Origin of the sequence: Paractinoplanes atraurantiacus (assembly GCF_900215205.1) — a bacterium.
In the GTDB taxonomy this organism is placed as follows: Bacteria; Actinomycetota; Actinomycetes; order Mycobacteriales; family Micromonosporaceae; genus Actinoplanes; species Actinoplanes atraurantiacus.
In genome coordinates this window covers 185,585-203,478 of sequence record NZ_OBDY01000009.1, presented here as the reverse complement: position 1 = coordinate 203,478, position 17,894 = coordinate 185,585, and the positions used below count along the sequence as shown (strand labels likewise).

Here is a 17,894-nt window from a genome sequence, read left to right as displayed (position 1 = left end):
ACGCCGTACGACTTCAGGGGTGTGACCCACGCCGCAGCGCGAGTTCTTTGATTTTGAAATAGTTGACCGATCAACGAGGTTGTGGGTGGCAGCGACGGGATGTACGGAGTCCCGGAGGACAAGGAGCGGGTCATGCAGTTCGGAATCTTCAGCGTCAGTGACATCACGACGGACCCGACGACGGGCGTGACCCCGACCGAAGGCCAGCGCATCCAGGACATCGTCACGATCGCCAAGCACGCGGAGGAGGTCGGCCTCGACGTCTTCGCGCTCGGCGAGCACCACAACGAGCCGTTCTTCTCCTCCTCGCCGACCACCACCCTGGCGTACATCGCGGCCCAGACCAAGACCCTTCAGCTCTCCACCGCGACCACGCTGATCACGACCAACGACCCGGTCAAGATCGCCGAGGACTTCGCGATGCTGCAGCATCTGGCCGGCGGGCGCGTCGACCTGATGATGGGCCGCGGCAACACCGGGCCGGTCTACCCCTGGTTCGGCAAGGACATCCGGGCCGGCATCCCGCTCGCCATCGAGAACTACGCGCTGCTGCACCAGCTGTGGCGCGAGCACGTGGTCGACTGGCAGGGCAAGTTCCGCACCCCGCTGCAGAGCTTCACCAGCACGCCGCGCCCGCTCGACGACGTCCCGCCGTTCGTCTGGCACGGCTCGATCCGCAGCCCCGAGATCGCCGAGCAGGCCGCCTTCTACGGTGACGGCTTCTTCGCCAACCACATCTTCTGGCCGGCGTCGCACACCCAGCGGATGATCGAGCTCTACCGCTCCCGGTTCGCCCACTACGGCCACGGCGACCCCGACCAGGCCATCGTCGGCCTCGGCGGCCAGGTGTTCATGCGCAAGAACAGCCAGGACGCCGTCAAGGAGTTCCGCCCGTACTTCGACAACGCGCCGGTTTACGGCCACGGCCCGTCGCTGGAGGACTTCACCCGCGAGACCCCGCTCACCGTCGGCAGCCCGCAGCAGGTCATCGACCGTACGCTCGGCTTCCGCGACTACGTCGGCGACTACCAGCGCCAGCTGTTCCTCATGGACCACGCCGGCCTGCCGCTGAAGACCGTCCTCGAGCAGCTCGACCTGCTGGGCAGCGAGGTCGTCCCGGTCCTGCGCAAGGAGTTCGCCGCCCTCAAGCCGGCCCACGTGCCGGACGCGCCCACCCACGCTTCTCTGCTCGCCGCCAAGCTGGAGAACGACAGCAAGGAAGAGGTCCAGGCATGAAGCAGCGCAATCTGGTCGTCGTCTCGGCCGGCCTGAGCCAGCCCTCGTCGACCCGCCTGCTCGCCGACCAGCTCTCCGCGGCGGTGGTCTCCGCCGCCGCGGACGGCGACGTCGAGCTCACGGTCCAGGTCATCGAGCTGCGCGACCTGGCCCACGACATCGCGAACCACCTGCTGACCGGCTTCCCGCCGGCCGCCCTGAAGGACGCCCTGGACGCGGTGGCCGCCGCCGACGCGCTGATCGCCGTCTCGCCGATCTTCACCGCCAGCTACAGCGGCCTGTTCAAGTCGTTCTTCGACGTCCTCGACAAGGACGCCCTGACCGGCAAGCCCGTGCTGATCGCCGCGACCGCCGGCACGGCCCGCCACTCGCTGGCGCTGGAGCACGCCCTGCGCCCCCTGTTCGCCTACCTCCACGCCGTCGTGGTCCCCACCTCCGTCTTCGCCGCCAGCGACGACTGGGGCGCCGACTCGGCCGACGGCATGCTGCGCTCCCGCATCACCCGCGCCGCCTCCGAACTGGCTCGCGAGCTTGCCTCCCGCGAGCCGGTCACGGTGGTGGACCCGTTCGCCCTGACGGTCGACTTCAAAGACCTTCTCTAGAGGTACGAGTCCTCAACCACCCCACCGCAGCGAGGCCGCCCCGGGCACCCCAGGGCGGCCTCGCTGCAACACCGGGCCGTAACGCCCGTCTCGCGCGAGGACTCAGGCTTTCAATACGTAACGGTGCTCCCCGGAGAGCACCAGCTCCCCACGCTGGTTGTGCACGGTCGCCCGCCCCGGGCGCCGTGAACGCCAGAACCTGAAGCCCGTGCACCACCGGCGCCACGTGCCCGTGCGCCCGCGCGTAAACAGCGTCGTAGTGAATCGGATGGTTGTCCGCCGACACAGCCTGAAACGCCGACGCGTGCGCATCAGTCACCGTCCGGCTGGGCGCGTTGAACACCTCACCGATCCGGAGGTCCGCAAACCCGCGCGCGGGAACGACAGTGTGCCGGGCAGGATCAAAAGTCACCATGCCGCCAGCCTGCTCGCCGCGGCCGTTCCCGCCGTCCGTCGATTTACTGCCGCTGGACGGGGACGGCTCGATCATTAGCTACGTTGCAGTGGTGAGTCCTGGAACTGTCGTCCTCTACGGCGATGTCTTCACCGCCTACGGCCAGATCTACGTCAACAGGGCGGACGGCTCGGATATCGGCGCCTACCTCGGCGGGCCCGACGGCACGGGCCTGATCGGTGCCGTCGGCAACGGGGCCGTCCTCAGCACCGGCTTGCACACCGGGTACGTGCTGCTGACGGTGACCATGGACCAGCGAGATCCCGGTTCGGCTTCCAGCGACTTCGAGGACATCGCCGAGATCAGCATGACGACCGAGGACGAGCGGTTCATCCTGTTCTGCTGGGGCGGCGAGGAAAGCCACGACCTCTCACCGCTCCCGGTCGCCGCGACGACCTACCGTCTCCGGTACCACGCCCGCGGCATGGACCGCGCGTCGGCGGAAAACGGGCGCAGCATTGATGACCCGCCCCTCGACGAATATCTCCTCCAGGTCTGGCCCGCCCCATACGAACCGCCGGCTCTTCCCAAACTGACCAGCCGAGCGGCGAAGGCCAAGCGGAGCATGTGGCAGCGCTAGCAGGCAGCCGGCCGGTCGCACGCTACGTGGGGCTGCTGTCGCCGATCACCTTTCCGCCCAGGCCGGAGCGGGATGTGGGCTGGCCGACCAGTTCGACCAGGATCTCGTTGCGGCAGTCGTTGCCGAACACGGCGGTTACGGACTCGGTGAACGCGGCGACCAGACGCGCGACGACGGCGGGTGCGTCCTCTCGGGTGAAGACTTCCTCGCGCATGCCGAAGACCACCGAGGGGGCGGCCGTGGTGACCGGCACGCCGCCGCGCGCCCAGCGGCCGGTGGGGATGCCGATGAGCCTGACGTCGACCGAGCTTCGGGCCCACTCGCCGTACACGGAGACGACGGCACCGGTCAGGGCTGCGATCGCCTCGGTCTCGTGCCCGGCGAGGTCTTTCTCGAGCGCGTACAGCGTCACGTGGGGCATCGCCGAACTATAGATCGGCGCGGCCCGGGGTGGCCGCGCCGATCATGAGGGCTCAGATGAAGCGGCCGCCGGGGAGGAACTGGGTGGGCTTCAGGGGGCGGTCGGTGATGCGTACGTCGCCGATCCAGCCGTAGAAGCCCTGCTCGTATTTCAAGTTGTACGAGGTTGCGCCGATCACGAACGGGCGGCCCACGGTGGCGATGCCGTGTGCGGGCTGGGTGGGGTTGCGGGCGATCTTCGAGCCGTTCACGTAGATGATCGAGCGGCGGCCGTCGTTGACGATGGCCACGTGCTGCCAGACGCCCGTGGGGAGGGCGTGGCTCCACGACGTCGGGTTGTGGTCGCCGTCCTCGGTGTACAGCACGTACTGCAGGAAGCGCTCGCCGGACAGGTTCAGGCTGCAGGTGGGTTCGAGCTCGTGGTAGCCGCTCTTCTTGCCGGCGTCGACGGCGCGGCCCTCCCAGCTGAAGACGCCCATCCAGCTGTGGTCGCCGACGAACGGCTCGGGAAGCTTGATGAAGGCCTCGATGGTGTAGCCGCCGAGGAACTTCGCGCTGTTGAGGGGAGCCTTGTCGCCGGTGTGCAGGATGGCGCCGCGGTTGGGGTTCTTGCCGCCGGCGAAGTACAGGCTGGCGTGTGCGGGCGCGCCGACGTGGTGGTCTTCGGAGAGCGACACGTCGCCGGTGGCGAGACGCCGTACGGTCAAATGGTTGCCCTTGCCGCTCAGATCTCGCACGACGGCGCCGTCGGCCACCGACTGGCCCGCGGTGTCGAAACGCCAGTAGGCGGCGGTGTGCCGGTCGACGACCTGCGCGGCCGGGCGAGGGGCGGGAAGCGCCGGGGGAGCGAAGCCGGCGAAGCGGGCGTCGAAGTCGATCTCGAGGCTGAAGCGGTCGACGTCGCCGGTCAGCTCGATCGTCTCCGCCTCCAGGGCGGTGCGCGGCGAACGGGAGAGGAACCACGGCGAGAACGTCTCCACGTCGATCCGGTTGCGCACCAGGTCGAAGTGGTAGAGGCGGATCATCGCGGCGCCGCCGTAGTAGCGGTCCTGGTAGTTCGTGATGTGCACGTGGACGTCGTGCCCGGCGTCGTTCTTGAGCACGGTCCGGCCGGGCGGCCAGTAGTGGCCGTTGAGGGTCAGGAAGATCTGGTCGTTGCCCTTGATCAGCTTGTCCCAGAGGCGCTGGCCGTTGCCGGACAGGTACGCCTGGCCCGCGTCGTCGGCGTAAGCCAGGTCGTGGGTGGTGACGATCGCCGGCGTACGGGGATGGGCCTTGAGAATGCCTTGGGCCCAGGCCAGGCCGCCGTCGGAGATGCGCCAGTCGAGCGCGAGGATCAGCCACTGACGGCCGCCGGCCTCGATCAGGTGCGCGCTGTTGTAGCCGTCGGCCGAGGCGCCCAGGAAGGTCTTGCGGCCGCGGAACCGCGCCGGACCGAACGTGGACAGATAGGCGGTGCTGCCGCGCTGGTCGTCGGTCGAGCCGTTCACATCATGGTTGCCGGCCAGGACGCTGTACGGCAGCCGGCCGTCGATCTTCTTGAACGTCTCGCCGGCCAGCTTGATCTCGGCGTCGGTGCCGTGCTCGGTGATGTCGCCCAGGTGCGTCAGGAAGGCGATGTTGTCTTCCGAGCGCTGCTCGAGCAGGTAGGAGAAGGTCTCGCGCAGCGGCGCCGGGTCGGCGCTGTCGGCGTCGAACAGGTACTGCGTGTCGGGCAGCACGGCCAGGGCGAAGCGCGGGTCGCGCTCGTCGAAATTGCCGCCGCCCGAGGAGGAGGCGGCGGCCGGTGCGGCGCCGAGGGCCGGTACCAGGGACACGGCGGGCGCGGCCACGGCCGCGCGAAGCAGATTACGTCGTTCCACGACCGTGAATATGGCGGCCGAACCCTAAACCCCGGCAAACACCCGGCAAGATCTTCAGGCGTTCCACGCGTCGATCGCGGGGCGCCCGTGCTCGAAGGACAACGTCGACAGGGTGGCCGTGCCCAGCTTGAGCCGGCCGGCGAACTCGGCCGGCTGCTCGACCCAGCGGGCGCCGGCCACGCGCAGCGCGTGCCCGTGCCCGATCAGGGCGACGTCACCCTGGTCCAGGAACGTGCGGGCGTGCTTGAGCGCGCGATCGATGCGCGCGGCGATCTGCTCCGGTGACTCGCCGCCGGGCGCGCCGTCGGTGAACAGCCACCAGCCCGGATCCGTCTCGTGGATCTTCGGCGTGGTGATGCCCTCGTACTCGCCGTAGTTCCACTCGGCCAGATCCTCGGTCGTCTCGGTCACCGTGAGGCCGGCCAGGTCCGCGGTCCGCAGCGCCCGCTTGCGCGGGCTGGAGATCACTGCCGCGAAGGTACGGCCTTTGAGCCGTTCCCCGGCCGCCCGGGCCTGCCGCTCGCCTTCCTCGGTGAGCTCGAGATCGGTGTACGACGTGTGCCGGCCCGTCGCGCTCCACTCGGTCTGCCCGTGCCGGATGAGCACGATCTCGCCCATGGTGTGACTCCTTAGTCCGCCCGCGTTCTTTGTACCCCGCGAAACGGCTTACTAAGGCCCGGTCTTCCTTTCCCGGCGGTGCCGTCCGCCACACAAAGATCATCGATCACTGGGGCCACTTCGGAGAGGCGTTTGGCCTGTACGGGCGATGGCCCGGCCGGCCAGCTCGCGGTCGAGCGTCTCCTGCGCGTCACGCATCGCCTCGGCGTAGCGGGGCTCGCCCAGCCGTCGCATGCCCTCGTCGGGCGCGACCTGCTCGACGACCGCGCTGACCCACCAGATGTTGCCCCACTCGTCGCGCACCCGCCCGCCCCGCTGCCCGAAGGCGTGGGTGGCCGAGGCGGTGACCACATGCGCGCCGGCTTCGACCGCGCGGGCCATGGCGGCGTCGGCGTCCGGGACGAAGACCCGCAGCAGCGACGGCATGGCCGGCCACTCCGGCCGCCGGTCGAACGCGAGCAGGACGGTGTCGCCCACGCGGATCTCGGCGTGGCCGATCGTCCCGTCCTCGAGGTGCACCCGCCCGAGCTCGGTTCCTTCGAACACCGCGGTGACGAAATCCAGCAGGCGCCCGGTGTCGGGCGTGACGATCCATGGCGCGACACTCGTGTAGCCGTGCGGTGCGGTGCTGGTCATGACGCTGTCTCCTCCGTGCCGGTGGACTCGCGCCTCACGCTAGGCCGGGATCAGGCCACTTTCTGACCTGAAATCACCGCGAGAGCGGCGTAGGCGAGCAGGGCCAGGCCCGTGCCCACACCGGCGATCAGGCCGGGCGCGATCGAGGTGGCCATTCCGAGGACCAGAGCCAGCAGGGCGACCGCGCAGACCGCCGCGCCCAGCACGCGGAGCCGCGGGTCGCCCAGCACCGGGACGAGGGGAAAGAAGTGCAGTCCGACAACGGCGGAGACCAGGGCCGGGGTGTACGCCGCCTGGCCCGCCAGCGACAGCAGCAGCGCGCCCACGCCGGCCGCGGCGAACTCGGCCAGCACGATCAGCAGGTAGCGCCGGTCGGCCCGCCGGTCCCGGGGTTCCGAGCTGCCACGACCGGCGCGCAGAAGAAGAGTCAATCCCCACCCGGCGGTCAGGAGCGCGGCCACGCTGCCCACGATCAGAAGCACGCGGAGCACCCCGCCGGCGGCGGGAACGCTGAACCACACGGTCGCGAACAGTCCTAGATAGAGCCCGGTCAGCCCCGCCCGCCGGCGAGATCCCGTTTCGACCGTCGATGAGTCCACTGTGAGTTCCTCCCCGTGACCCGCCGATCGTACGGAAGGCCGTCATGGGCGTACGCGAATGACCGTCTTTCCTTTGATCCGGCCCGTCGGGTTCAGGGCGGCGACGGCATCGTCGAGGGCGGCGACGGTGCCGATGTTCGTTCGCAGGCGGCCGTCGCGGACGCGCTGGACGATCGCGTTCAGCTGGGCCCGGTCGGCCTCGACGACGAAGTCGACGGCCAGCCCGTCGGCCGGGCGCGCCTCGGGCGGCCCGACCACCGACACCAGCGTTCCGCCGGGGCGGATCAGACGGGCCGACCGCTTCTGGACGTCTCCGCCGATGACGTCGAAGACCAGGTCGACGCCGCCGACATCCTCCAGCGCGTCGTTCTCCAGGTCGGCGAACTCCTGGGCGCCGAAGTCGAGGGACTTCTGCCGGTCGGCGGCGCGGCCGGTGCCGATGACGTACGCGCCGAACTCCCGCGCCAACTGCGTCACCATCGTCCCGACGGCGCCGGCCGCGCCGTGCACGAGCACGCTCTGCCCCGCCCGGAGGCGGCCGTGGTCGAACAGCCCCTGCCACGCGGTCAGACCCGAGATCGGCAGGCTGGCGCCGACGGTGAAGTCGACGTCGCCCGGCAGCGGCGCGAGGTTGCGGGCCTCGACGGCCACGTACTCCGCGAGCGTGCCGTCGCGATGCCAGTCGGTCAGGCCGAACACGCGCTGTCCCACCGACAGCCCCGTCGTACCGTAACCGAGCGCACTGACCACACCGGCCACTTCGTGTCCGGGGATCGACGGCGCCCGGTCCCGGCCGGCCCGGTCACTCCAGGTCGAGGGCCACGCCGTCTCGGTCGGTACGAACCCCGACGCGTGCACCTCGACGACGACGTCGTTGATGGCGGCCGGCGGTTCGGGCCGCTCCACCAGCCTCATCCCGGCCGGGCCTGCGGCCTGGTCGGTCACCACGATCGCTTTCATGACAACGGTCTCCTCAGTGTCGGGTAGCCTGACGGCCGTGGCCGACCCGCCGGGCAGGAACAAGGGCGCCCGGCTGACCGCGCGCGGCGCGGCCACCCGGGAACGCATCGTGCTGGCGGCCGCCGAGCTGATGGCCGTCAAGGGTGTCGCCGCCACCACCCTGGACGACGTCCGGGTCGCCAGCAGCACCAGCAAGTCCCAGCTCTACCACCACTTCGCGGCCAAGGAAGAGCTGGTCCGCGAGGTTGTCACGCACCAGGCGGCGGTGGTGCTGGAGCGCCAGGACCAGTTGCTGCGCGGCGTGAGCTCGTTCGCCGGGCTGCGCCGATGGCGCGACGCCGTGGTGCAGCGCAGCGAGCTGAGAAGCGGCGCGTACGGATGTGAGATCGGCACCCTGGCGGCTGAGCTCTCCGACACCGACGAGCAGGCCCGGCAGGCGCTGGCCGGCCACTTCGCGACGTGGGAGCGGCTGCTCGCGGACGGCTTCCGGCGCATGCGCGACAACGGCACGCTGCGCGCCGACGCCGACCCGGCGACCCTGTCGGTGGCGGTGATGGCCGCCGTCCAGGGCGGCTACCTGCTGGCTCAGACAGCCCACGACGCCGGGCCCATGAGGGTGGCTTTGGACATGGCCTTGGCGCACGTCGAAACATTCGGGTCGAGCACAACTGGACTATAGAGTCCAACAAGTGCGATGGTCCAGTTGCCCTCCTCGTTCTTCCGAGGAAGAATGGACTTTATGGTCCAACAGGAGAACGTCAAGATCTTCGGACTCCGCCCGGTGGAAGCGGTCGCGGGACTCGTCCCCGGCGGCCGGCACTGCGTGCCGATCATGGCGGCGCTGCCCGGGATGGGCATCGAGGCGGACGTGGTCGGCGTTCTGCACGGCGCCGCCGGGCTGCGCATCCTCGATCCGGAACCACATGGGATCGGGCAGCGGGTGCTCAGGTTCTTCGAGAGCTGGGGATACCAGGACGAGATCATCAAGCTCTACGACGAGGGCCTGCGCAAGGGCGAGTCGATGATCGTCATTCCGGCGTCATATCCGGACCGGACCGCTGTCGCCCGGCTGCTGGCCGGTAACGGCGGCCACGCCGTCTTCTACTTCGGCGTCGGGCATGTCGAGTCGCTGACCGGCCCCTGAACGGGGCGGGACGGCGGCGTGGGGCAGGGCGAACGACAGCACCACGGCGACGGCGGTGAAGCCGATGGTCCACCAGAAGGCGGCGTCGAACGAGCCCGAGCCGGCCAGGATCACGGCCGGCAGGGCCACGCCGGCCGAGCCGCCGACCTGCTGGGCGATGCGGGTGACGATGCTGGCGTGGGGGATCTTCTCGTGGGGGAGGCCGACGAACGCGACCGTCATGAGCGGGATCAGGACGATGCCCAGGCCCAGACCCCGTACGAACAAAGCGATCATCAGCGGCCAGATCGTGGTGTGCTCGCCGGCGAAGGCGAACGGCACCGTGGCGGCGCCCACCATCACGAAACCGGCCATGGCCACGCCCCGGGCGCCGACCCGGTCGAGCAGGCTTCCGGCCGCCACGCGGGAGAGCAGTGAGCCGACGCCTTGCGGGATCAGCAGCAGGCCGGCCTCGAGGGCCGTGCTGCCGCGCACCTGCTGCCAATAGAGCGGGAGCAGGAACATCGCCCCGTACAGGGCGGCGCCGGACAGGAACAGCAGCGAGGACGCCGCCCACGTGCTCCGCGAGCGCAGCACCCCGAGGTCGACCAGCGCGCCGGAGCCGAGCCGCAGGGCGCGCAGCACGAAGGCCACCAGCAGCGCCGTGCCCACGGCCAGCGGGATCAGCACGTCGGCGCGCAGGAACGAGCCGGCCGCGTTCGACAGGCCCCACAGCAGGGCGACCAGCGCGGGGGAGAGCAGCGCGAATCCCCGCGCGTCCAGGCGCACCCGCCGCGAGGGGATGTCAGCCGGGATCAGCTTCCACGCCAGGAACAGGCCGATCAGGCAGAGCGGCACGTTGACCAGGAACAGCCAGCGCCAGCTGCCCGCGCCCAGGATCAGACCGCCGATCACCGGGCCCAGGATCGGGCCGATCGCGGCCGGGAGGGCGACCACCGAGACGACGCGGTTGCGGTCGGCCTCGCTGGTCGCCTGCACGACCATCGTGGTCATCAGCGGCAGCATCGCGCCGCCGCCGATGCCTTGGACGACGCGGAACGCGATGAGGCTGGGCGCGTCCCAGGCGAACGCACAGAGCACCGAGCCGAGCAGGAAGAGCGCGAGCGCCGCCATCCAGAGGCGCTTGGCGCCGGCGCGGCTCTGCAGCCAGCCGACGACCGGGATGACGACGCCGAGCGCCAGCAGATAGGCCGTGCTGACCCACTGGATCGTGCCCACGTCGGCGTGCAGATCGGTCGCGAGCTGGTGCAGGGCGACGGCGACGATCGTGGAGTCGAGGATGACGGCCACGCCGCCGGCGACCACCGCGGTCGCGACGCGGAACGGATTGGTCATGAGGAAGCCGCCTTAAGATACGCGTCTGTACCTAAACGAAGGTAAGCCGATGCGATAAGATACGCAAGTGAGTCTTAAGACACGGCGGCGCGGCGCCGAACTGGAGGACGCGATCCTCGGCGCGGCGTGGGACGTGCTGGTCGAGCACGGCTACGCCGGTTTCACGTACGAGGCGGTGGCCGCGCGCGCCGGCACCAGCCGCCCGGTGCTCTACCGGCGCTGGCCGCAACGCGAGGACCTGCTGCTGGCCGCCCTCGGCAAGGGGTGGCTGGACCAGCCCATCGATCTGCCCGACACCGGGAACCTGCGCGACGACGCCCTCGGCCTCCTGCGGCGGATCAACGCCGGCCGGGCCCGGATGATGATGACGCTCACCGTGCAGCTCATGGACTACTTCCGCGAGACCGGCACCAACTTCCGCGAGCTGCGCGACACGCTGCGCGGCCAGGGCCGGCCGATCGGCTTCGAGATCCTGATCGCCCGGGCGGTCGAGCGCGGCGAACTGCCCGACGTGCCGCGGTCCCCGCGCGTGGTGAGCCTGCCCATGGACCTGCTGCGGCACGAGATGCTGATGACCCTGCGCCCGGTGCCGGACGAGGTCATGGTGGAGATCGTCGACGACGTGTGGCTGCCCCGCCTATGAGGCGGGGGCTGGCGCTGCTCGTGGCCGGCGCGTTCTTCATGGAGATCCTGGACGCCACGGTGATCGCCCCGGCCGCCCCGCACATCGCGGCCGACCTCGGCGTCGCCCCGGTGACGATCAACGTCACGATCACGGCGTACGTGCTGACCCTGGCCGTGCTCATCCCGATCAGCGGCTGGCTCACCGAGCGCTACGGCGCCCGCCGCATCTTCATGACGGCGGTGCTGGTCTTCACGCTCGCCTCGGCCGGGTGCGCGCTTGCCGTGAACCTGCCGATGCTGGTCGGCACCCGGATCCTGCAGGGGGTCGGCGGCGCCATGATGGTGCCGGTCGGCCGTCTGGTGGTCATCCGCACCACCGAGAAGAAGGACCTGGTGCGCGCCATCGCGTACCTGACGTGGCCCGCGCTCGTGGCTCCCCTGATCGCGCCTGCGCTCGGGGGCGTGCTCAGCACGTACGCAAGCTGGCGGTTGATCTTCGTGGTGAATCTGCCCCTGGGGCTGGCGGCGCTGCTGCTGGCCCGCCGGCTGGTCCCCGAGGTCCGCGCCGAGAACGCCGGACGGCTCGACTGGCGAGGGTTCGCGCTGGTCGCGGTCGGTCTGGCGGCCCTGGTGGCCGGCCTCGAAGGGGTCGCCGCGACGCGCCCGCGCTGGCCCCTCGCCTCAGCCGAGCTGATCATCGCCGTGGCGATGCTGACGGCGGCCGTGGTCTACCTGCTGACCGCCCGCAAGCCGCTGCTCGACCTGCGGATCCTGAAGGTCTCCACGTATCGCGTGACGGCGCTGGGCGGTTCCGTCTTCCGCGCGGTCATCGGGGCCGCGGTGCCGTTCCTGCTGCCGCTGTTCTTCCAGCTCGGCTTCGGCTGGACCGCGGCCCAGGCCGGCCTGGCGATGATCGCGCTGTTCGCCGGCAACGTCGGCATCAAACCGGCCACCACCGCGATGATGCGCGCGCTCGGCGTCCGCTCGATGATGCTCATGGCCGTCCTGACGTCGGCGGCGATCCTGGTCGCGCTGGCCTTCACCGGGCCCGGCACGCCGATCGTGCTCCTGCTCACCGTGCTGCTGCTCAGCGGCGTCTTCCGCTCGATCGGCTTCACGACCTACAACACGATGGCCTTCGCCGACGTCCCACCCGAGCGGATGACCAGCGCCAACTCCCTGATGTCAACGATCCAGGAGGTCGGTTCCGGCTTGGGGGTGGCTTTGGGCGCTTTGCTCGTACGCCTCGGAGCCGGCCTCACAAACGCAGAGTTCAGGTTCGCACTGATCGCCCTGGCGGCGCTGCTCACGGTCCCGGCGCTGGAGGCGATCCGACTGCCCCGCAGCGCCGGCAACGAGGTGGCCGGCCGCGGATCCGCCCGCTGACGCCCCGGAGCCACCCCGCACCCCGGGCGTTCCGGCCAGAGTGGGAAACCATTCCGGATACTGCTCGATGATCTCTTGGACGATCGGCTGCTCCCCAGAAATAGGGGCGCAGGTCCGGCTGCTCGATGACGACCAGCCAGGCCGCGTGGTGCCGTTCCATCGAACTGTTGTGCGCGTGCAGAATTCCCAGAGCGTTGCTCATCGCGGTCTGCTGGACCAGCCCGCGCGTCTGCCACGCGAGAATGAGCAGCGGCGAATGGCCCGTGGTCCGAGGTCAATCACTCGACCGAGTGTGTGGCGCTCGGACCACGTCGTCATTCGGGGTGTCGGGTCAGGAGACCGTGGCGCGGATGTCGCCCAGGCCCCGGGCCACCAGGAACTCGCCGCCGTCGGCGAGGCGGTCCCAGGAAGCTGCCTGCGTGTTCCACTTGCGCCACAGGCGGCGGTCGGTGTGGACGGTGACGCGGGCCGACTCGCCGGGGGCGACCGTCACAGACTCCCAGCCGACCAGGCGTACGGGCTCGTCCGGCTCGACCGGGCGCAGGTAGACCTGCACCACCTCGCGGCTCGGGCGGGTGCCGGTGTTCTTGACGGTCGCGGTGACCGACGGGGCGTCGCCGAGCACCAGCCGCACGTCGGAGTACTCCCACGTCGCGTACCCGAGGCCGTGCCCGAGCCAGAAGGCCGGCGACGGCGCCCGGCCCGCATGGTAGCCGCGGTAGCCGATGAACGTGCCCTCGTCGTAGCGCAGCTCGCCGTCGACCGGGGTCACCGACCAGGCCGGCGACGCCCCGTCGGCCGCCGGGAACGAGGTGACCAGCCGGCCCGCCGGCTCGATGTCGCCGAGCAGCGCGGCCGCGACCGCGTGGCCGCCCTCCTGACCCGGCAGCCCGGCCCACAGCACCGCGTCGACCCGCGACAGCCACGGCATCAGCACGGGAGTGGCCGCGTTGACCACCACGACCGTGCGCCGGGCCGCGCCCGCCACGGCCTCGATCAGCGCGTCCTGCGCTCCCGGCAACCCCAGCGTGGTCTTGTCGACCGACTCGGTCTCCTGCTCCTCGGTCAGCCCCACGACCACCACCGCGACATCGGCCGCGGCCGCCGCCCGTACGGCGTCGTCGATCACGTCGACTGTTTCACGTGAAGCCATATTTCCGACAAGTCCGTACAGGCCCATGTCCTCGAAGGCGACAGTCGCCTCGAACAGCAGCGAACCCGGCGACTCGACGACGAAGGTCCGCGCCGGGGGAGTGAGCACCTCCTCGCCGATGCCGCCACCGGAGACCCGCAGCTCGAACGCGCCGTCGAAGGACGTCGACCAGGAGCCGACGCCCATCACGCCCAGCTCCACCGGCCCGGTCGCGGCGACGACGCCCGAGAAGCGGGCCGACGCGGCCGGCGCGGTGAAGTCGTCGTCCATCCCGATCATCGTCTTGGCCAGCGAGCAGTAGCGGGTCTCGAGCTCGTTCCCGTCCGCGTCGTAGATCGTCACGTCGATGCCGGGCTGCCCGTTCGACGGCGCGGTCAGGAAGCCGTTTCGCGCCGGCACCGGCCGGGTCCGCACGTCCACCCCGTCGGTCACGCTCACCTTGTCCCCGAGCAGCGCCCGCAGCCCCTCGAGCACGCTGACCTGGTACGGCGGGTTGACCTGGGCCGAGCCGCCGCCCATGTCGATCGTCTCGACCGCGTGCCGCCCGATCAGCGCGACGCTCTGCGAGCGCTCCAGCGGCAGGGTGCCGCCGTCGTTCTTCAGCACGGTCATGCCGGCCGCCGCGAGCCGGGTGAGCTGCTCCCGGCGTACCACCGAAGAGGGCGAGGGAAGCGACGAAGGCCAAGCCCGCTGCTCGCCGAGCGCGCCCACGCGCGAGGCGAGCAGCAGCAGACGGCCCAGGTGATCGTCGATCACCGCCTCCTTGACCTCGCCTGCCTCGACCGCCGCCACCAGCGCGTCGCCCCACGGGCCGTCCGGGCCCGGCATGACCAGGTCGAGACCGCCGTTCGCGGCCGCCGCGGCCGTCTTGGTGGCGAACCAGTCCGACATGATCAGGCCCGGGTAGCCCCACTCGCCCTTCACGATCTCGTTGTTGACGTGCTGCTGCTCGGTGGCGGCCTGGCCGTTCACGTCGTTGTAGGCGCCCATGATCGACCAGGCGCCGCCGTCGGAGACCGCGATCTCGAACGGCAACAGGTAGAGCTCGCGCAGCGTCGCCTCGTCGACCACGCTGTTCACCGTGTTGCGGTCGGTCTCCGACTCGTTGGCCACCAGGTGCTTGAGGCAGGCGGCGATCCCGCTGTCCTGCATGCCGCGGACGTACGCCGCGGCCAGCTTGCCGGTCAAGAGCGGATCTTCCGAGTACGCCTCGAAGAGCCGCCCGCCGAGCGGAGTGCGATGCAGATTGATCGTCGGGCCGAGCACGACGTGGATCTGCTGGGCCATCGCCTCCTCCGCGAGGAGCTTTCCCACCTCGTACGCCGAAGCCTCGTCCCACGCCGAGGCGAGCAACGTCGCGTTGGGGAACAGGGACACGACCCGCCCGCCGACGAACTTCAGGCCGCGGACGCCGGTGGGGCCGTCGGAGAAGCGCATCTCGCCGAGCCCGATGGTCGGCTCCGGCGCGAGCGAGAAGGCGGAGGCGCCGGTGAGCAGGCGAACCTTGGCCGGCAGATCGAGCGACGTGATGAGGGCGGCGAAGTCGTGCGTCATGGCCATATGGTTACACGTGTAAGTTAGATTGTCAGCATGACGGAATCGGCGACCCGCAGAGTGACCAGTGCGGACGTCGCGCGCCTGGCCGGCGTCTCGCGGGCCACGGTCAGCTACGTCCTGAACGACACACCCCGCCAGACCATCTCGGCCACCACCCGCGGCCGGGTCCTCGACGCCGCCGCCCAGCTCGGCTACGCGCCCTCGGCCGCCGCCCGCACGCTGCGCACCGGCCGCTCCGACGTGGTGCTGTGCCTGCTGCCCGACTGGCCGATCGGCCCCGAGGTGGGCTCGCTGCTCGGCAACCTGTCGACCGCGCTGGCCCGGCACGGGCTCACCTTCGTCGTGCACCCCGGCAACCACAACGACCGCCCGATGGCCGACCTGTGGAAGGCGATCACCCCGGCCGCGGTCATCGCCTTCACCGACTTCTCCGACGCCGAGCTGACCGCGATGCGCTCGGCCGGCGTCGCCCCGGTCGCCGCCCTGGCCCGCAGCCGCTCGCAGGGCCGCGCCGTCGCCGTCCCGCAGGAGGTGGTCGGCCGCCGCCAGGCCGAACACCTGATCGCCGCCGGCCACACCCGCCTCGGCTACGCCTACCCCGACGACCAGCGGGTGCGCTTCTTCGCCGAGCCGCGCCTGGCCGGCGTCCGGGCGGCGGCGACCGCGCGCGGCCTGCCGGTCCCGGCGGCGGCCACGGTGGCCTTGGACATTCACAAGGCTTCCGAGGTCGTACGGCGGTGGCAGGCGACCGGGGTCACGGCCGTGTGCGCGTACAACGACGAGGTCGCGCTGGCCGTGCTCGCCGGCGTTCGCCACCTGGGCCTGACGGCACCGGCCGACCTGGCCGTGATCGGCGTCGACGACATCCCGTCGGCCCGCCTGGCCGCACCGCCGCTGACCACGGTGATGACCGACCAGGTCGCGGCCGCCGCCCACCTGGCCGCGACGGTGGTGGCCGCGGTCAGCGGCCGGGAAGGTCCCGCCCTGCCCGTGACCAGCATCGTGACAGTGGTGTCGCGAGAGTCGGCGTAACACAACGAACGCACAGGGAAGCCACATGGGTGGCTCAGCCTGCGGGCGAATCGTGAGGGGTGCCCAACCACCCTGAAAGGGGATGAGCCCCATGCTCGTTCAGCTGAACCGCCAGAGCGGCGCCCGCGACTTCACCGCCACCGCGACCGACCTGCCGATCAACCCGGCCAGCCTGCCCGCGACCAGCGGTCCCCTCCCGGTGGTGGCCGTCCTCGGGCCCGCCGGCCGCGTCGCCGGCCTCGCCGAGCACCTGCCGTCGGGCTGGTCCACCCGCCGCCCGGCCGACATCGACGACCTGGCCCCCGACGAACTGGTGCTCTTCGCCGCGGCGACGGTCCGCGAGGTCGCCATGGCCCGCCGCGTGCTGCCGTCCCGCACGACGATCGTCGCCCTGGTCGAGGAGGACGCCCCGGCCGAGCTGGTCGCGGCCGTGCTGACGGCCGGAGCCGACGCCTGCGTGCGGGGAGGGCAGCCGGCCATCCTCGCCAGCCACCTGGTGGCCTGCCGCCGCCGTCAGATGGCCGACCGCTGGACCCGCTTGAACGTGCAGGAGCGGCATTGAGCCGCTGGGCCGTCGCCGCATTCCGGGCGGCCGCGGCGGTGATCGGCGCGGCCCTCGACCGGCGCACGCCGCCTGGCTCTTCCGCTGACCCGGCCGAGCAGCAGCAGTGGGTGTTGCGCAACCGTTCCGTGCTCCCGGTGTTGCGGCGGCAACCACATCGCACGCGAGGTGGGCCGCACCGGCGCCGCCGTCACGGGGGATACGGCGGCGCCGGTGCGGGGATCTAGCGCCCAGTCAAGCTTTTCCACAGCCGGGCGTTGTCCACAGGGCTCCCGGCAGGCGCCCGCAATTTCCGGGAGAATGACCGACGGGGGCTCCCCCTGGGGAGGGCGGGGTGCGTCAGGCGGTCGGCGCGGCCGACGGGGTTGCCGTCGGGGCCAGCACCTTGCACGTCTCCATGGCCTTCTTGACCGTGGCGTTGGTCACGTCGAGGTTCGACGTGTCGGTGACGCCGTTGTCCTTCAGGCAGTTCTGGTAGGCCGCGTTCTGGCCGTTGCCGCCGTTGGTGCCCTGCCCGTTGCCCTGGCCGCCGCCGGGGCGGCCGGCCGGGCGGACCGAAGCGCACGCCTCCTGGGCCTTCTGCCACGTCGCGTCGTCGACGCCCTCGGGCTTCTGGTTGGCCATGCCGCCGCCACCGCGGAAGCCGCCGGCGCTGCCGGACGGGCGCGGGAAGGCGCTGCCCTGCGGGTTCGGGAAACCGCTGCCGTCGGGGCGCGGGAAGCCGGAGGCACCCTCGCGCGGGAAGCCGGAGGCGCCGTTGCGGGGGCCACCCGAGGGCATTGTGATGGTCACGCCGTTCTTCGACATGCATTCGATGTACGCGGTGAACGCGGCGTTGTTGCCCTGCCCGTTCGCCGACGTGGAGTCGCCGGAGCCACCGGAGCTTCCGGAGCCGCCGCCGCAGGCCGCGGTGAGAGCCACCGCCGCCGAAGCCACGAACAGCGCCGCCGCGCGACGGGTCGCCTTCGTTCCGAATCTCGGCACGATTCCTCTTTTCCTCGGCCATAGGTCGCCAACACCCAAGCCGGTCCACCTCGCCGAAACGTCGATCCCAGCTCGGAGTTGCCTCGGAGGACCTGTCATTGAGCTGTGCGCTGCTTCCGAGGCAACTCCGAGGTGGGACCGAGCATCCGG

Annotated in this window: 20 protein-coding genes; 10 read left to right on the top strand and 10 right to left on the bottom strand. The window is 70.9% G+C overall.

Annotation, left to right across the window (positions count from 1 at the left end; translation table 11 throughout):
- Positions 1 to 132 precede the first annotated feature (132 nt).
- A complete protein-coding gene (locus tag CRP55_RS22070) occupies positions 133 to 1,236 on the top strand; it encodes an LLM class flavin-dependent oxidoreductase (RefSeq protein WP_097322108.1) in 1,104 nt (367 codons plus the stop codon).
- Positions 1,233 to 1,838, top strand: coding sequence for a CE1759 family FMN reductase (locus CRP55_RS22065; protein ID WP_097322010.1), 606 nt, complete (start codon positions 1,233 to 1,235; stop codon positions 1,836 to 1,838). The genes CRP55_RS22070 and CRP55_RS22065 overlap by 4 nt, the downstream gene beginning before the upstream one ends.
- On the opposite strand, the gene CRP55_RS56265 is transcribed toward CRP55_RS22065, so the two are convergent.
- Complete coding sequence (locus CRP55_RS56265) at positions 1,822 to 2,253, bottom strand: MaoC family dehydratase (protein WP_218854667.1); 432 nt, start codon at positions 2,251 to 2,253, stop codon at positions 1,822 to 1,824. The two genes, CRP55_RS22065 and CRP55_RS56265, sit on opposite strands and share 17 nt — an antisense overlap.
- A 91-nt stretch (positions 2,254 to 2,344) precedes the next feature.
- Here CRP55_RS56265 and CRP55_RS22055 point away from each other — a divergent pair, with 91 nt between their 5' ends.
- Positions 2,345 to 2,872, top strand: a complete 528-nt coding sequence (locus CRP55_RS22055) for a hypothetical protein (protein WP_143234808.1) — start codon at positions 2,345 to 2,347, stop codon at positions 2,870 to 2,872.
- Positions 2,873 to 2,894: 22 nt separating this feature from the next.
- Here CRP55_RS22055 and CRP55_RS22050 read toward each other — a convergent pair whose 3' ends face one another.
- From CRP55_RS22050 to CRP55_RS22025, 6 genes are all read right to left on the bottom strand, one after another.
- On the bottom strand, positions 2,895 to 3,293 hold the full coding sequence (locus CRP55_RS22050; protein ID WP_097322008.1) for a hypothetical protein: 399 nt from the start codon (positions 3,291 to 3,293) through the stop codon (positions 2,895 to 2,897).
- Between the two features lie 52 nt (positions 3,294 to 3,345).
- Complete coding sequence (locus CRP55_RS22045) at positions 3,346 to 5,154, bottom strand: laminin G domain-containing metallophosphoesterase family protein (RefSeq protein WP_097322007.1); 1,809 nt, start codon at positions 5,152 to 5,154, stop codon at positions 3,346 to 3,348.
- A gap of 54 nt (positions 5,155 to 5,208) precedes the next feature.
- The gene (locus CRP55_RS22040) at positions 5,209 to 5,772 is read right to left on the bottom strand and encodes a histidine phosphatase family protein (RefSeq protein WP_097322006.1); all 564 of its coding nucleotides are present in this window, start codon (positions 5,770 to 5,772) and stop codon (positions 5,209 to 5,211) included.
- 99 nt (positions 5,773 to 5,871) lie between these two features.
- A complete protein-coding gene (locus tag CRP55_RS22035) occupies positions 5,872 to 6,408 on the bottom strand; it encodes a VOC family protein (RefSeq protein WP_097322005.1) in 537 nt (178 codons plus the stop codon).
- Positions 6,409 to 6,458: 50 nt separating this feature from the next.
- On the bottom strand, positions 6,459 to 7,007 hold the full coding sequence (locus CRP55_RS22030) for a hypothetical protein (RefSeq protein ID WP_097322004.1): 549 nt from the start codon (positions 7,005 to 7,007) through the stop codon (positions 6,459 to 6,461).
- A 42-nt stretch (positions 7,008 to 7,049) separates the two neighbouring features.
- The gene (locus CRP55_RS22025; RefSeq protein WP_097322003.1) at positions 7,050 to 7,967 is read right to left on the bottom strand and encodes an NADP-dependent oxidoreductase; all 918 of its coding nucleotides are present in this window, start codon (positions 7,965 to 7,967) and stop codon (positions 7,050 to 7,052) included.
- Here CRP55_RS22025 and CRP55_RS22020 point away from each other — a divergent pair.
- Both CRP55_RS22020 and CRP55_RS22015 read left to right on the top strand, forming a co-directional pair.
- Positions 7,966 to 8,646 carry a TetR/AcrR family transcriptional regulator gene (locus CRP55_RS22020; RefSeq protein WP_097322107.1) on the top strand — a complete coding sequence of 227 codons (681 nt, stop codon included), beginning with the start codon at positions 7,966 to 7,968 and terminating at the stop codon, positions 8,644 to 8,646. The two genes, CRP55_RS22025 and CRP55_RS22020, sit on opposite strands and share 2 nt — an antisense overlap.
- A 60-nt stretch (positions 8,647 to 8,706) precedes the next feature.
- Positions 8,707 to 9,111 (top strand): hypothetical protein, encoded by a 405-nt coding sequence (locus CRP55_RS22015; RefSeq protein ID WP_097322002.1) that lies wholly within the window; start codon positions 8,707 to 8,709, stop codon positions 9,109 to 9,111.
- On the opposite strand, the gene CRP55_RS22010 is transcribed toward CRP55_RS22015, so the two are convergent.
- The gene (locus tag CRP55_RS22010; protein WP_097322001.1) at positions 9,007 to 10,446 is read right to left on the bottom strand and encodes an MDR family MFS transporter; all 1,440 of its coding nucleotides are present in this window, start codon (positions 10,444 to 10,446) and stop codon (positions 9,007 to 9,009) included. The genes CRP55_RS22015 and CRP55_RS22010 overlap by 105 nt on opposite strands.
- A 67-nt stretch (positions 10,447 to 10,513) precedes the next feature.
- Here CRP55_RS22010 and CRP55_RS22005 point away from each other — a divergent pair, with 67 nt between their 5' ends.
- Positions 10,514 to 11,089, top strand: coding sequence for a TetR/AcrR family transcriptional regulator (locus CRP55_RS22005; RefSeq protein WP_097322000.1), 576 nt, complete (start codon positions 10,514 to 10,516; stop codon positions 11,087 to 11,089).
- Entirely contained in the window at positions 11,086 to 12,456 is a 1,371-nt protein-coding gene (locus tag CRP55_RS22000) for an MFS transporter (protein ID WP_097321999.1), read from the top strand. Before CRP55_RS22005 ends, CRP55_RS22000 begins: the two co-directional genes overlap by 4 nt.
- A gap of 331 nt (positions 12,457 to 12,787) precedes the next feature.
- Here CRP55_RS22000 and CRP55_RS21995 read toward each other — a convergent pair whose 3' ends face one another.
- A complete protein-coding gene (locus CRP55_RS21995; protein WP_097322106.1) occupies positions 12,788 to 15,163 on the bottom strand; it encodes a beta-glucosidase in 2,376 nt (791 codons plus the stop codon).
- Between the two features lie 36 nt (positions 15,164 to 15,199).
- On the opposite strand from CRP55_RS21995, the gene CRP55_RS21990 reads away from it, so the two are divergent.
- The 3 genes from CRP55_RS21990 to CRP55_RS52220 all read left to right on the top strand — a co-directional run bounded on the left by CRP55_RS21990 (position 15,200) and on the right by CRP55_RS52220 (position 16,987).
- A complete protein-coding gene (locus CRP55_RS21990; RefSeq protein ID WP_097321998.1) occupies positions 15,200 to 16,198 on the top strand; it encodes a LacI family DNA-binding transcriptional regulator in 999 nt (332 codons plus the stop codon).
- Between the two features lie 91 nt (positions 16,199 to 16,289).
- A complete protein-coding gene (locus CRP55_RS21985; RefSeq protein ID WP_097322105.1) occupies positions 16,290 to 16,760 on the top strand; it encodes a hypothetical protein in 471 nt (156 codons plus the stop codon).
- Positions 16,757 to 16,987: a hypothetical protein gene (locus tag CRP55_RS52220; protein ID WP_143234806.1), complete on the top strand. Its 231-nt coding sequence runs from the start codon at positions 16,757 to 16,759 to the stop codon at positions 16,985 to 16,987. Before CRP55_RS21985 ends, CRP55_RS52220 begins: the two co-directional genes overlap by 4 nt.
- 112 nt (positions 16,988 to 17,099) lie before the next feature.
- On the opposite strand, the gene CRP55_RS21980 is transcribed toward CRP55_RS52220, so the two are convergent.
- Complete coding sequence (locus CRP55_RS21980) at positions 17,100 to 17,744, bottom strand: hypothetical protein (protein WP_097321997.1); 645 nt, start codon at positions 17,742 to 17,744, stop codon at positions 17,100 to 17,102.
- Positions 17,745 to 17,894 lie beyond the last annotated feature (150 nt).